Here is a 13,934-nt window from a genome sequence, read left to right on the forward strand (position 1 = left end):
ATGATTAAATCAGGAAAGATTAATAAAGAAATAGAGTTTTTATTTAAGGCAATTTACATTAAGATAGCTTTGGTGTTAATGGTGGTATCTTACTTTTATAATTTACCAGTATTAAAATATAGTGCTATTGGTGAAAATGAGCTGAGATTGTACGATTTAGTAGGTTTAGTAATATTATTTGTTGTAGTTAATAATTTCAAACTTATTAGAATTTATATTAAATCTAAAACATATTTTAAATATCTACATGCATTTATACTTTGGGCTGGTTTTAGTCTGATATTTAATTTAATATTTAGTCTTTATAAAGCTCGACCTTTATGGTTTGTTCAAACGTGTTTATATTATTACCATTTATTAGTTTTCTTCTATACTGCGATACTTATGGCTATGTATTTAAGAAAACGGTCTAATTATAAATATATAGCAAGTTTAATATTATTATTAGCAATAGCCGAAGCTGTAGTTGTCTTTGGTCAGCATGCAGGTGTAGTGCCATTTTTGTGGAATGATATTTACAAATCGTCTTACGGTGGATTTTTATCAGGAGCACTTGGACCTAATAAAATTAATTTAGGGATGAATATGTTTTTTTCATTCATTTTTGCAACTGGACTAATATTACAGCCACAGATAAAAGTAAATAAGCTACTTATTTTTGGTGCTTTATTAACATCACTTGCTGCAATTGGTGTTTCTGGTTCTAGAACTACCTATTTAGCGCTTATTGTATTTATATGTTATTTGTTTGTATCCAAAACAAAGAAGTTTTTTGGTTTGTCAATAATTATTTCTTTAGGAGTTATTATTGCATTTTTTTTGAATTTAGAGTTAATTGAAACTATTACAACTACCATTGAGAATAGAGTAGTGAATAAGGTGAGCGACCCTCGTTTGTTAAGTGGTGAAAATTTAGATGTCGGAGAATTATATGAGGATTTGGGTTCTGGACGTAAAGAACTATCTATTCGGTACTTATATTACTTGCTAGAAAATCCACTAATAATACCTCTTGGTATTGGTTTAAATAACCGGCTTCTTATTCAATCATCGGCTCATAATATTTATTTAAGTCTAATTAATGAAGTGGGATTGGTTGGACTTTTCTTATATATGAAATGGATTATTAATTATTTATATTTAAAATTTGGGAGGCTTGTTTCATTAAAATCCGCACTTAGTGGTTTAATATTAGCAATGTTAGTTACCTTGTTTTTTGGAGAACATTTATATATTTACCGCTCCTTATTCACTATTTTAGGATACTTTTTATTAATTGTGGTAATGCTCATAGCACCACGTTATTATTTTATGAATGCTCGAAAAAAGTAAAATAGCTGCAGTTATACCTTATTATAATGCTTCGAAGCAAATTAAGAGTGTAATAAAAAAGCTGCCTGATTTTATTGATGTAGTTTATATTGTGGACGATTGTGGTGCCGAACCGATACCGAGTGAATTAGACAATAATGAAAAGGTTGTTATTTTTAAAAATCAAATTAATTTGGGGGTAGGAGGCGCCACTAAGGAAGGATTTAAAAAGGCAATTAATGATGAAGTGGATGTTGTTGTTAAGGTTGATGCCGATGGCCAAATGGATACAGCATATATAAAAGATTTGGTAGAGGCTATAATACATGAAAAAGCAGAGTACGCTAAAGGCAATAGGTTTAGAGATTTTAAAGCACTGAATAAAATGCCTTTTGGAAGAAAGATGGGGAATTTAGTGTTGTCTTTCCTAGTCAAAGCAGCTACTGGCTATTGGAATAACTTTGACCCTACTAACGGCTTTTTTGCCATAGAGGTAAATACTCTAAAGCATTTAAATTTTAATAATATTTCAAACCGATATTATTTTGAAACATCATTAATTGCAGAGCTTTATTTTCAAGAAGCTAGAATTTATGATGTGTCAATGCCCGCAATTTACGGTGACGAAAAATCGAATATGAAGGTTTGGAAGATGCCATTCGTATTTCTCCCAAGACTATTTAAAACTTTCGTGAAACGCATAATTAAATCTTATTTTGTTTACGATTTTAATATGTCATCTATATACATATTAATTGGGATACCACTATTTTTATTTGGTGTAATTTATGGTTCATACACATGGTGGTTTTACAGTTCACAAGATATTTTTGCGCCAACAGGAACTATCATGCTTGTAACGCTTACCATAATTTTAGGGTTTCAATTGTTGCTACAAGCCATACATTATGATATAACTAAAGCACCAAAATCTTTAAAATGAAAGTATTGAGTGGGCCAAAAATAGCTCTAGTGATTTTGCTTAATCTTACAATAGCTATTGCTTACTTTTTAGATAATTTAAATGCAAATTACAGCGAATTATCTTCAGATATTCAAAATATCATTCCTGTAGCCCAAAAGTTTGATAATCCAGATTTATTTAAGAATGATTTATATCTCAATGATATTAATAATGTTAAATACTACACACCGTTTTATGTACAAACATTACGATTTGTTGCAAAATTCACAAAGCATAACTATGTTCAGGCTATCAATGTAATTGGTTTAATTTGCCATTTGCTTTTTGGTATACTTTGGTTTTTTCTCGTATTTAAATTTGTAAATAATTATTGGATAGCGCTCTTGGTTTCAGTTATGATGCGGGGAGTAGTCTGGTTACCAGGACTTGAAATTTGGGGTATTTCAGATTTATGGACTATGATGCCTCGAACAATATATATATCTTTATTACCGATTCCATTTCTATTGATTTCAAACTCTTTTAAACATCTAGTTTTAGCGAGTTTTATAATTGGACTTATTTTCAATTTCCACCCTATAACTGGTCTTGGGGGTGTTTTAGGTTTTGTGCTATTTTTAGTGTTGCTCTTATATTTTTATCCTAAACTTAGGAATAATTGTACTTTATCAAGACTAGCTTTGTTGATAGTTGTATTGGTTTTTGGGATTTTACCTTTTATACTTACTTATTTTGGTAAAACATCATCTGAACTTACTTATGATTTAAATGCTTTTAATGAAGCTTTTAAAACACGAATACCAGAATACTTTAGAAATTCATTTTTATTTTTAAGACAATGGTTAAGTTTTAAAACTTGGTTTTTTCTTTTGCCATTAATTGGTTTTCTTGGTATTGTACTTAAAGATAAATTAGATACAAGAAAGCCCAAATTATTGTTTATTCTTACTCTATTGCTATTTTTTATTCCAACTTTTAGTATTCCTGTAGAACAAGCGCTTAATAGTTTTTTTGATTTAAATTTAAGAATGTCGTTTCAATTAGTGCGTATGCAGAAGGTTGCCATAATACCAGGTTTTTTCGCTTTAGCGTTTGTTTTAAATTATGTTTTCTCTAAAATACTGCCCCAACAAATACTGCCGTTTTTCTTTATTCTTTATCTATGTTTATTGGTATTCTCTGAAAGCGAGTTGTTTAAGAATGTGCCCTTTCTAGGAGATGACATTTCAAAATCTATATTACCTCATAATTTAAGTGCTTTCACTCTTGATAATGATAAAGAATTGGCTATCGATAGAATGGCAAATTTTATAACCCAAAATACCGATATTAATACTGTAATTTGTGGTAGTCATGTTTTAAGGGGTTCAGTAAAAAGATCTATAATTTTTGATGGTAAAGGTACTTCAATGCTTATTGAAGGAAATCCCAAGCAGTTTTTAGAATGGCAAGAACGCCTAAAAAGGATTAATAATTTTGAAACTATGGAGGAGGTTGTAAGTTATCTAAAGTATTTTGGAACGAATTATTATGTTACTACGAATACAGTAAAAGATTGTGAATTAGTGCATGTGGAAGGAAATCTAAAACTATATAAACTCTAGTTAGTTCATAAATTTGAAAAACATTCTTTACATAGGAAATCAATTATCAAATAAAACTGCAACTACGATAGAAACTTTGAGTGCTCTATTACGGTCAGAAGGGTTTAGCGTTACCACAGCTTCAAATAAAAAAAACAAAATACTGAGATTGTGGGATATGCTATTTCACATTATCAAATACAGGAAATCTACCGATTATGTTTTAATAGACACTTACAGTACAACCAACTTTTATTATGCATACCTATGTAGCATGATGTGCCAACTTTTCAAACTGAAATACATTCCCATTTTGCATGGGGGCAACTTGCCTGAGCGATTAAAAACTTCTCCGCAGCTTTCAAAGCAGATTTTCAAAAACGCTCATATTAATGTATCACCTTCAAAGTTTTTAATGTTGAGTTTTCAAAAATCGGGATTTAAAAATATAATTCATATTCCCAACACCATAGAATTGAAACACTATAATTTTAAGGAACGAGATTTAGATGAAATTCACCTGCTTTGGGTGCGTTCATTTTCAAACATATACAATCCAAAATTAGCTGTAGAAATTTTAAAATCGCTGAAACTAGATAACATAAAGGCGAGTTTATGTATGGTAGGACCAGACAACGACGGCAGCTTATCTGAAACAAAAAGATTAGCAAATGATTTAGGTATTGAAGTTGAATTTACGGGAAAGTTATCAAAACCTGAATGGCACAAAAAAGCAGAAAAATTCAATGTTTTTATTAATACTACAACTGTTGATAATATGCCCGTAAGTGTTATAGAAGCTATGGCTTTAGGGTTGCCAGTGGTAACTACAAATGTTGGTGGATTGCCTTATTTAATTGAAAATAATGTGGATGGTATTTTGGTGGAATCTAATAATGTAATAGAATTTAAGAAAGCTATCTTAAAGTTGAAGAAGGATGTGGTTTTCTTATCGCAAATAACAAATAGAGCTAGACAAAAAGCTGAACAATTTGATTGGAATACAGTAAAGCACCAATGGTTTTCCATTCTTTCTTAACATTTTATAAAATTACTTGCTATATTTGATTGCCCATTAAGCCTCTCAAATTAATGCCAAAAGCAAGCATACATTTTAATATTTCTGAACGAAAAATCTTGCTGAGAATTTTTGATGTTGTTGCTGTCCTCTTGTTACTTTATGTTGTTAGTAATACTTTTGATTTTGATTATTTTACCATTACCCATGAAAACTGGACATGGATTCTTGTATTGGTGCTTTATATAGCGATTTTTGGTTCTATTTTTGAGTTATATGATTTACAAACTTCTAGTAAGTTTGAAAAGATTTGGGTCAACATTTTGTTAACTACATCTACTACTGTACTATTTTATTTATTAACGCCTTTTTTTACTCCCGTTTTGCCAGAAAACAGGTTACAGATACTCTATTTCTTTATTTCAATATTAATTGCCCTACTCATTTGGCGCTTTGCGTACATTAACTTTGTAACCTCTCCAAGATTTTATAAAAAGGCTTTATTGGTTGGAGAGACTTCCAATATTACTGCGATTTTAAAAACATTTAACGACGCAGACCCCAATTACAAAATCGTAGGTTTTATAAATTGCGAAATTGATAAGAGTGAAAAGGTCAAGTTCAAAGGGTTGCGAGAGTATCATCCCAAGCAGATTTATCAGATCATTAAGGATGAACATATTTCAGAGGTAGTTATCGCAAGTTACAATTCAGAAAATATAACACCAGATATTTATACCGATCTTATTACACTGCTTGAAGGTGGTGTGCCCATTAAGGAATACACACAAGTTTATGAGGAACTAACCCAGCGCGTTCCCGTACAATTTGTTGGAAAGGATTTTTATAAATATTTTCCATTTAGCCGAAGCAATCAAAACAAGATGTACCTTTTTTTTCATCGTTTTTTTGATATTTTAATTTCGGTCGTGGGAATTATTTTAGGATTAGTTTTTGTACCATTTGTGTTTCTTGGCAATCTAATTGCAAATAAGGGTCCAATGTTTTACATACAGGAGCGTATTGGAAAAAATGGTAATCTTTTCAATATAATTAAATATCGCACTATGATTACCAATGCTGAAAAAAATGGTGCAGTTTGGGCTAAAAAAAACGATACTAGAATTACACCTTTTGGTAAGTTTATGCGTAATACAAGAATTGATGAAATTCCGCAATTTATAAATGTATTAAAAGGCGATATGAGTTTGATTGGACCAAGACCTGAAAGACCTCATTTCGTTAGAGAGCTTTCGCAAATTTTACCATTTTATGAAACCAGGCATATTGTAAAACCCGGTTTAACAGGATGGGCTCAGGTAAAAACTAGATATGGTTCTTCGGTTGACGATAGTTTGTTAAAATTGCAATACGATCTTTTCTATATAAAACATAGAAGTTTTGTTTTAGACGTAAATATTTTGGTTAAAACACTAAGTACTATAATTTTCTTTAGGGGGCAGTAATTGTAGGTTTTGAATATTTTATCAAATAAATATATCTGATAAAAAGTGCAATTAATAAAGGTATCAATCCTATGGCAAATACTTGCACCCCTGTTATCCAATGAAAAATCAATAGGCAAAGTAAAATCACTAAAAACTTTAAATACTTATTAAACCAATTACTCATCTTATTTTTAAAAAGCTGAAATAGTATAATAATATTCAATGGGTTTGCCCATAGTAAATTATAGTTGTTCTGAGTGGTTTGATGATCTGTAGCAAACCACAAAAGCAAAATCATAATTCCAGCTAAACCTGTAATACTAAAAAGAATAATGTCTAAAACTTTTGTGCGCTTTTGTTTTTTATAATCCTTATAAGTAATGAAAACAATGAGTAATGCTATTGCCCCGAAAATAAATAACGGACTCAAGAAAAAGTTTGAGTTTGCATTTTTAGGAGTTGCCTCATACAAAACTCTGCTTCCCTTTACTAAAGGTGTTTTTTTGCTATTTATAGTGGCGTTTTCAAAAAAAGCATAAATATTCTTTGGTAAAAACATGTGCTGTTCAGGAGTAGCGTATCTATCAATAACTGACCCAAGCGCTAAATCTATTCCTAAACTCCCCCATGAATTCTTATTCAAATTATTTTGAATTAAAGTTCTAAATGTCGCTTCTTGATAGTTTTTCGGAATATTAAAGGTGATAGGGTTCTCAGTGGCAATTTCTGTTACGTCTTTAATTTTTGTAGCACAATTATCAAACAAAAAGTCATATAAATATCTGCGATTTTTGGGTTTGTAGTTTTCTGTGAGGTAAGCAAAAAGCTTTTGTTTTTCAACAAAAGTTAAATTCAAGGTTTGTGATTTGATACTTCTATTTTGCTCCATGTAGGCTCTATAGAAATCGTTAAATGTATTCAAGCCAATTAGATAGTTGAGCTTCCCTTGGGCAAACTTCAAAATAAAATTAGGCGCCTCAAAGTCGTAAACACCATAATTAAATACAATATCATACCCTTTTGTGTTATCCTTAATTCTAAATCCGCTGTGTCCGAATGCATCGTTTAGTGTATTGCCTGGGCCAACAGTAAGCACACTTATTTCTGCACTTTCAGAAAGTTCTTGTGCAGGTAGTAAAAAAGAGTAAAAAAGAGTAAAAAATACTAGAAGATATCGCATTATCTAAAGATACTAAAATCAAGTTTTAAAGAAAACACGTTAGAATAAAGTGCCACACTTTGGTCGCCAATATCGGTAAACGCATAATCAATCTGTACACCATTATATTTAAATCCTAATCCAAAACTTGGCTGAAAGGTTAACTGCTCGGAATTGTCAATTTGTAATTCATTTTGAAAATTACCCATACCGCCCCTTAAATATACCATATCTACGTAACTAAATTCGAAACCTAACGCGGGATTTACACTTGCAAATGCTGAGGAGAAAACATCATTATTTTCTTCAAATCGTATATTAAGATTAGCAGATGCTAAAAGTGTATAATCGTAGTGGAATGTCATTAATTTTGAAATTCCAATTTGTAATTTGGGAATAGTTATTTCGGTAGTTTCGGGCAACTCTTGGTTTTGTCCTTCAACAGCGTCTCTTATAGTCTCAAACTCACCTTCATCGATAGCCCAAGCATTAAAAGTGGTTGTAATATCTCGTGCCATTACACCAAATTTCCAATCATTTTGTGTTTCAAATTGTACACCTACATCCAGACCAAATCCCCAAGACGATGCAAAATCTCCAATAATTCTTCGGATTACCTTAGCATTTACTCCATAATTTAAACCTTGCACAGGCATTTTTCTCGCGTAAGAAAACGTAAGGCCATAATCTGCGGTAGAGAATAAGCTAATTCTATCGTAATTAATATTCCCTTGTTCATCAATAAGTTGTGTGGTGTTTAAAATGTCATCGACTGCAAATCTTATTAACGAAATTCCAATAGCACTTCTATTATCTAAAGGCATTGCGAAAGCAGCATAATCATAATTGGCAATATTGGCAAAATAACTGGAGTGCATAAGTGCCAATTGGTTGTCTTCTATATGTACCAATCCAGCTGGATTCCAGTAACCAGCATTTACATCATTAGAATGCGCCGTAACTGCACTGCTCATTCCCAAAGCACCAGCATCTACACCAATATTCATAAACTCGTTAGAGTATTTTCTAACGGTTTGACTTAGTAGTGAAAACGATATTAAACTTAATAATGCGGTTATGTAATATCTCAATCGCAATTTTTTTACAAAGATGCACATTATACATTTTTTATCATAACATATACAGGACAAAACAAGGCGTTTAGCTTTTTGTCACTTTCTTATCTTAGACAAAAGTTAACCTATAAACTACAAAATGTAGCAGATATTGCACAATACTTGCAAGAGACTAAAATTGTTTGTTATTTTTACCAAAACATTAATTTATGAAGCAATATATACCCAATGGATTAACACTTCTAAATTTATTTTGCGGCAGTATTGCAGTGATTTATGTTGTGAACGATAATTTTGTTGCAACGGCTTTGTTTGTGTTTTTAGGTATATTCTTTGACTTTTTTGATGGATTTGCAGCAAGAAAACTAAATGTACAAAGTGAGTTGGGTTTACAACTAGATTCGTTAGCTGATGTGGTAACTAGTGGTTTGGTACCGGGAATTGTGATGTTTAAGTTGTTAGGTTTAACTCAAGTAGGATGGTTTGATAACTATCAAAATGATGTTCAAACGTTTTTATATGAATTAACGGGCGGAAGTTTTTTGCCAATTGTAGGATTAACAGTAACCTTGGCATCAGCCTACAGGCTGGCGAAATTCAATATAGATTCAGAACAACAAAGTTACTTTAGAGGGTTGCCAACACCAGCAAATGCGCTTTTAATTATCTCTTTACCTTTAATTTTAGAATTTCAAAATAATGATATTATCAATGCTATTATCCTTAACAAATGGTTTTTAATTGGGTTGACGATTTTTAGCTGTTGGATTTTGAACTCTAACGTAAAACTCTTCGCTTTAAAGTTTAAAGACTATAGTTTTAAAGCTAATGCCACAAGGTACATCTTCATAATTTTATGCTTGGTATTGCTTATTGTATTGCATTTTGCCGCAATACCTGTTATTATATTGCTTTACATTGGTATGTCTATGCTAGATAACCTTACCTCAAAATAATTAATAAAAAAATATGGCTTCAGGATTTTTTGCACTGTTAGATGATATAGCTGCCTTAATGGATGATGTGGTGGTAATGAGTAAGATTTCCACTAAGAAAACAGCAGGAATTCTAGGCGACGATTTGGCTGTAAATGCTGAAAAGGCCACGGGATTTGTGGCTTCTCGGGAGTTACCCGTGTTATGGGCCATTACTAAAGGTTCTGCACTTAACAAATTAATTATTTTGCCCGTAGCTTTCCTTTTAAGTGCTTTTGTGCCCATTGCGGTAACGGTTGCTTTGGTACTTGGGGGGTTGTACTTGGCGTACGAAGGAGCTGAAAAAATTTATGAGTATTTTTTCCATAAAAGTCATATAGATGCGCATAGGGTCTACACTAAAAATCCGTTAACCAAAGAAGAACAAGAAATTGCTGAAAAAAAGAAAATTAAATCCGCCATTTTTACCGATTTCATATTGTCTGTTGAAATTGTAATTATTGCTCTAGGAACCGTAATGGGGCGCGATATTTTATTTCAAATTTTGGTAGTATCTATTGTCTGTATTGTTGCCACTGTTGGTGTTTATGGTATCGTAGCGCTGATAGTTAGAATGGATGATTTTGGTTACAGATTGGTAAAATTAGGTAAGGAAAAAGGTGCGTTAAATCACATTGGAAATTTCCTAATTCGTGCTTTACCAATTGTTATCAAAAGTTTAGCAGTAATAGGTACAATTGCTTTGATTTTGGTTGCTGGAGGTATCTTTGTGCATCACATAGAATTTATCCACCACTTAGTAGAAACTGTAAGTTTACCTTCAATAGTCATTGAGTTTATTGTTGGATTGCTAGTGGGAATACTTGCCGTGGTGTTAGTAAATGGGTTTAAATATATTTTGAAAGCTATTAAGGATAAAAAGAAGAACTAATCTCTAATCTTCTTCTTGCGTAGTTCAAAATTCTGACCCAAATATACTTTTCGTACCATGGCATCTTCTGCCAATTCTTCTGGTACACCAGCTTTTAAAATACCACCTTCAAACATTAAATAAGTTCTGTCTGTAATGGCAAGGGTTTCTTGTACGTTGTGATCGGTTATTAAAATACCGATGTTCTTTTTGGTAAGTTGTGCTACGATACGCTGAATATCTTCTACAGCTACAGGGTCTACTCCTGCAAATGGTTCATCTAAAAGAATAAAACTCGGGTCGGTTGCCAGGGCGCGTGCAATTTCAGTACGGCGACGCTCCCCACCTGAGAGTAAATCGCCTCTGTTTTTTCGAATATGCCCCAAACCAAATTCCTCAATAAGAGATTCCATTTTCATGTGTTGCTCTTTTTTGCTCAATTTCGTAAGCTGTAACACACTCAAAATATTATCTTCAATACTTAATTTTCTGAATACTGAAGCTTCCTGGGCCAAATACCCAATACCGTTTTGTGCACGCTTGTACATTGGGTATTTAGTGATTTCGGTATTATCTAGATAAATATGGCCGCCGTTTGGTTTTATAAGACCTACAATCATATAAAAGGATGTAGTTTTACCAGCACCGTTGGGCCCTAAAAGACCAACAATTTCCCCTTGATTTACCTCAAGAGAAACGTCTTTTACTACTTTTCGTCCGCTGTAGGACTTCATTAAATTTTCGGCTCTTAGAATCATGGGTGCAATTACGGGAATTTTAATTAATTGTGGAAATTGTATGCGATGTATAACGTTTCGTTAACGGTTTTTGTTGTTCAATTTTGTGATATGTTGGGGTTGGCGCGTTTAGATTATAAAGAAAAACCATGATTTTTAATTGTTCATTTTGCCTTGATGCAAAACGAACCAAAAGATCACGGTCAAGTCAAGGAATTTTTCATTTCTTATTGAAATGAAAACCGATTTGAAAACTCCGTGTCGAACTGCGTTCTCCTGTTCTCGGAGCTTTTCTTCATCTATTCTGCGCCTTGACGCTCAATTCTACGAATTGACTAGGGTGTTGACTTTGTATTATTTTACCTTTTATTCAGAATTTGTTTTTAATTTTCTAAAATTTAAGCCAAAAAAACCTGCGGATAAGAAATAATTGGGGTCATGGAATTATTTTTGCAAGCTAACCCCACGCTAGGGATTGAACGGCATGTTTGAAATCCCCGACGCAGGAGGGATTGAGTAGTGAAAGCCCGACCCTTGTGGTAGCGCCCAAATAGTTTTACTGATTTTCTAAGGCATCCCAAAACTCGTAAGCGCGACGTAAATGTGGAATTACTATGGTGCCTCCAACCAATGTTGCAATACTTAAAGCTTCGACTACTTCTTCTTTCTTTAAGCCTAGTTTATAGCTCGTTTCTAAATGGTATTTTACACAATCGTCGCATCGTAACACTGCAGATGCTACAAGTCCTAAAAGTTCTTTAGTTTTAATATCTAAAGCACCTTCTGCATAGGCGTTAGTGTCTAGATTAAAAATGCGTTTAATAACTTTATTGTTGTCTGACAAAATTTTATCGTTCATCTTGGAACGATAGGCATTAAATTCTTCAACCGGATTAGACATGGGCTTTGGCTTTTTTACGTTGACCTTTTATAACGAGTTTTGAAATATAAATACTCACCTGATATAACACTAGAATTGGAATGGCCACTATAATTTGACTAGCAATATCTGGAGGCGTGATTATAGCGGAGAGTATTAAAACGATAACTAAGGCGTACTTTCTATATTTTTTTAGGAACTCTGGTGTAACTAAACCTACTTTGGTTAAAAAGTAAATGATAATGGGCAATTCAAAAATTAGGCCGGAAGCTAAAACAGAAGCCCTCACCAAACCAATGTAGGAACTGATATCTATTTGATTATCTACTTTGGTTGAAATACTGTAATTAGCTAAAAAGTTAATGGAAAGTGGGCATATAATATAATAGCCAAATAATACACCTAGGAAGAACAAAAATGAAGATATGATTATAAATCCACGGGAATGCTTACGTTCTTTAGCATGCATTGCAGGGCTTATGAATTTCCATAATTCAAAAATTACATATGGAAACGAAATGATAAAACCTCCGAGTATTGCTGTCCAAATATCGGCAGAAAATTGTCCTGCCATAGTCCTGTTTTGCAGTATTAACGGAATTTTATCACCACAAAATGTAGTATCCACGTTAATAAAATTGGCACATTTGCACAAGAAATCGTAGGTAGGGAACGTCATTTCTAGCGGTGCAAAAATAATTTCATCAAAAATAAATCTGCTCGATAAAAAAGCAATCGTGCCAACAACAACTATAGCTATTACAATTCTAATTAAATGCCAGCGTAATTCTTCTAGATGGTCTAAAAAAGACATCTCGTTTACATCTTTCTTTGCCATTATATAATACCTTCTTTTACTAAATCGTGTAAATGGATAACGCCAGCGTATTTGCCGTTGTCTTCAACTAAAAGTTGGGTTATCTCATTATCCTCCATGAGTTCTTTTGCGTCAATAGCCATAGCATCTTGCGCAATGCGTTTAGGATTTTCACTCATAATATCTTTCGCTGTTAATGCCGCAAAATTATCAGTTTTACTTAACATTCTTCGTAAATCCCCATCAGTAATTACACCAACAATGCTATCGTTTTCTACTACTGCAGTTACACCTAATAATTTTTCTGAAATTTCAACAATAACATCTTTTATGCTCGCATTGGCATCAACTTGAGGTTTTTGGTTTACCGACGAAATATCGTTCACCCTTAAATATAGTCTTTTCCCTAATGAACCTCCTGGATGATATTTCGCAAAGTCTTTACTAGAGAATCCGCGCTTTTCTAATAGGCAAATAGCAAGCGCATCACCCATAACCAATTGAGCAGTTGTGCTTGTGGTTGGGGCTAGATTATTTGGGCAAGCTTCTTTTTCAACATAGGTATTTAAAACAAAATCGGCTTGCTGACCTAAAAAGGATATACTGTTTCCAGTAATAGCTATCATTTTATTTTTGGCCCTCTTTATTAAAGGTACTAGTACTTTTATTTCAGGAGTATTGCCACTTTTAGAAATGCAAATAACTACATCATCTTTTAAGATTAGACCTAAATCGCCATGAATAGCATCGGCTGCATGCATGAAAATAGCAGGCGTGCCAGTGGAATTTAGTGTTGCCACAATTTTACTAGCAATTATAGCACTTTTACCAATACCTGTAATAACTACCCGTCCTTTAGAATTAAAAATAAGGTTTACGGCATTGGCAAAATCGTCATCAATTAAAGTAGATAAATGTAAGATGGCATTTGCCTCTATCTCTATAGTTTGTTTTGCCGCAGCTATAATTCCTGCTTTACTATTCAAAATCTTTATGTTTTAATGTAATTGTACTCAATTAAAGATTTTGTTATCTTTAACAATAGTCAATTTAAAATTTTATTGTAAATTCAAGTTTCGTTACAAAACTAACGAAAAAAAGAATGAGGACTCTCCATATTGATTGCTAAATTAAT

General features: G+C 32.6%; 13 protein-coding genes. 7 read left to right on the forward strand and 6 right to left on the reverse strand.

Annotation, left to right across the window (positions count from 1 at the left end; translation table 11 throughout):
• The 5 genes from BMY39_RS05685 to BMY39_RS05705 are packed head-to-tail and all read left to right on the forward strand — an operon-like array spanning nucleotide 1 to nucleotide 6,303.
• Nucleotides 1-1,332 carry an O-antigen ligase family protein gene (locus tag BMY39_RS05685; RefSeq protein ID WP_092576870.1) on the forward strand — a complete coding sequence of 444 codons (1,332 nt, stop codon included), beginning with the start codon at nucleotides 1-3 and terminating at the stop codon, nucleotides 1,330-1,332.
• Nucleotides 1,316-2,254, forward strand: a complete 939-nt coding sequence (locus tag BMY39_RS05690; RefSeq protein WP_092576873.1) for a glycosyltransferase family 2 protein — start codon at nucleotides 1,316-1,318, stop codon at nucleotides 2,252-2,254. The genes BMY39_RS05685 and BMY39_RS05690 overlap by 17 nt, the downstream gene beginning before the upstream one ends.
• Nucleotides 2,251-3,840 carry a hypothetical protein gene (locus tag BMY39_RS05695; protein WP_092576876.1) on the forward strand — a complete coding sequence of 530 codons (1,590 nt, stop codon included), beginning with the start codon at nucleotides 2,251-2,253 and terminating at the stop codon, nucleotides 3,838-3,840. Before BMY39_RS05690 ends, BMY39_RS05695 begins: the two co-directional genes overlap by 4 nt.
• Nucleotides 3,841-3,853: 13 nt before the next feature.
• Nucleotides 3,854-4,858: a glycosyltransferase family 4 protein gene (locus BMY39_RS05700; RefSeq protein ID WP_092576879.1), complete on the forward strand. Its 1,005-nt coding sequence runs from the start codon at nucleotides 3,854-3,856 to the stop codon at nucleotides 4,856-4,858.
• Nucleotides 4,859-4,911: 53 nt separating this feature from the next.
• Nucleotides 4,912-6,303 carry a sugar transferase gene (locus BMY39_RS05705; RefSeq protein ID WP_092576882.1) on the forward strand — a complete coding sequence of 464 codons (1,392 nt, stop codon included), beginning with the start codon at nucleotides 4,912-4,914 and terminating at the stop codon, nucleotides 6,301-6,303.
• Here the strand turns inward: BMY39_RS05705 and BMY39_RS05710 are convergent.
• The gene (locus BMY39_RS05710) at nucleotides 6,290-7,465 is read right to left on the reverse strand and encodes a lipoprotein N-acyltransferase Lnb domain-containing protein (RefSeq protein ID WP_092576885.1); all 1,176 of its coding nucleotides are present in this window, start codon (nucleotides 7,463-7,465) and stop codon (nucleotides 6,290-6,292) included. The two genes, BMY39_RS05705 and BMY39_RS05710, sit on opposite strands and share 14 nt — an antisense overlap.
• On the reverse strand, nucleotides 7,465-8,535 hold the full coding sequence (locus tag BMY39_RS05715; RefSeq protein ID WP_245738177.1) for a putative type IX sorting system protein PorV2: 1,071 nt from the start codon (nucleotides 8,533-8,535) through the stop codon (nucleotides 7,465-7,467). The genes BMY39_RS05710 and BMY39_RS05715 overlap by 1 nt, the downstream gene beginning before the upstream one ends.
• Nucleotides 8,536-8,729: 194 nt before the next feature.
• On the opposite strand from BMY39_RS05715, the gene BMY39_RS05720 reads away from it, so the two are divergent.
• Entirely contained in the window at nucleotides 8,730-9,476 is a 747-nt protein-coding gene (locus BMY39_RS05720) for a CDP-alcohol phosphatidyltransferase family protein (protein ID WP_092576888.1), read from the forward strand.
• A gap of 13 nt (nucleotides 9,477-9,489) precedes the next feature.
• Nucleotides 9,490-10,386 (forward strand): DUF808 domain-containing protein, encoded by an 897-nt coding sequence (locus BMY39_RS05725; RefSeq protein WP_092576893.1) that lies wholly within the window; start codon nucleotides 9,490-9,492, stop codon nucleotides 10,384-10,386.
• Here the strand turns inward: BMY39_RS05725 and lptB are convergent.
• The 4 genes from lptB to BMY39_RS05745 form a co-directional block, all read right to left on the reverse strand.
• Entirely contained in the window at nucleotides 10,383-11,123 is a 741-nt protein-coding gene (lptB, locus tag BMY39_RS05730; protein ID WP_092576896.1) for an LPS export ABC transporter ATP-binding protein, read from the reverse strand. The genes BMY39_RS05725 and lptB overlap by 4 nt on opposite strands.
• 535 nt (nucleotides 11,124-11,658) lie before the next feature.
• On the reverse strand, nucleotides 11,659-12,003 hold the full coding sequence (locus BMY39_RS05735) for a carboxymuconolactone decarboxylase family protein (RefSeq protein WP_092576901.1): 345 nt from the start codon (nucleotides 12,001-12,003) through the stop codon (nucleotides 11,659-11,661).
• Nucleotides 11,996-12,820, reverse strand: coding sequence for a twin-arginine translocase subunit TatC (gene tatC / locus BMY39_RS05740; protein ID WP_092576906.1), 825 nt, complete (start codon nucleotides 12,818-12,820; stop codon nucleotides 11,996-11,998). Before tatC ends, BMY39_RS05735 begins: the two co-directional genes overlap by 8 nt.
• A complete protein-coding gene (locus BMY39_RS05745; RefSeq protein WP_092576912.1) occupies nucleotides 12,820-13,785 on the reverse strand; it encodes a KpsF/GutQ family sugar-phosphate isomerase in 966 nt (321 codons plus the stop codon). The genes tatC and BMY39_RS05745 overlap by 1 nt, the downstream gene beginning before the upstream one ends.
• Nucleotides 13,786-13,934 lie beyond the last annotated feature (149 nt).

It is taken from the genome of Hyunsoonleella jejuensis, from assembly GCF_900111025.1.
GTDB classification, from domain to species: Bacteria; Bacteroidota; Bacteroidia; order Flavobacteriales; family Flavobacteriaceae; genus Jejuia; species Jejuia jejuensis.

Bases quoted from the DNA above. Each gene is read 5' to 3' on its own strand.
- BMY39_RS05690 (WP_092576873.1), top strand. From the start codon at position 1,316: ATGCTCGAAAAAAGTAAAATAGCTGCAGTTATACCTTATTATAATGCT.
- tatC (WP_092576906.1), bottom strand. From the start codon at position 12,820: ATGGCAAAGAAAGATGTAAACGAGATGTCTTTTTTAGACCATCTAGAA.
- BMY39_RS05695 (WP_092576876.1), top strand. From the start codon at position 2,251: ATGAAAGTATTGAGTGGGCCAAAAATAGCTCTAGTGATTTTGCTTAAT.
- BMY39_RS05725 (WP_092576893.1), top strand. From the start codon at position 9,490: ATGGCTTCAGGATTTTTTGCACTGTTAGATGATATAGCTGCCTTAATG.
- BMY39_RS05705 (WP_092576882.1), top strand. From the start codon at position 4,912: ATGCCAAAAGCAAGCATACATTTTAATATTTCTGAACGAAAAATCTTG.
- BMY39_RS05720 (WP_092576888.1), top strand. From the start codon at position 8,730: ATGAAGCAATATATACCCAATGGATTAACACTTCTAAATTTATTTTGC.
- BMY39_RS05735 (WP_092576901.1), bottom strand. From the start codon at position 12,003: ATGTCTAATCCGGTTGAAGAATTTAATGCCTATCGTTCCAAGATGAAC.
- lptB (WP_092576896.1), bottom strand. From the start codon at position 11,123: ATGATTCTAAGAGCCGAAAATTTAATGAAGTCCTACAGCGGACGAAAA.
- BMY39_RS05710 (WP_092576885.1), bottom strand. From the start codon at position 7,465: ATGCGATATCTTCTAGTATTTTTTACTCTTTTTTACTCTTTTTTACTA.
- BMY39_RS05685 (WP_092576870.1), top strand. From the start codon at position 1: ATGATTAAATCAGGAAAGATTAATAAAGAAATAGAGTTTTTATTTAAG.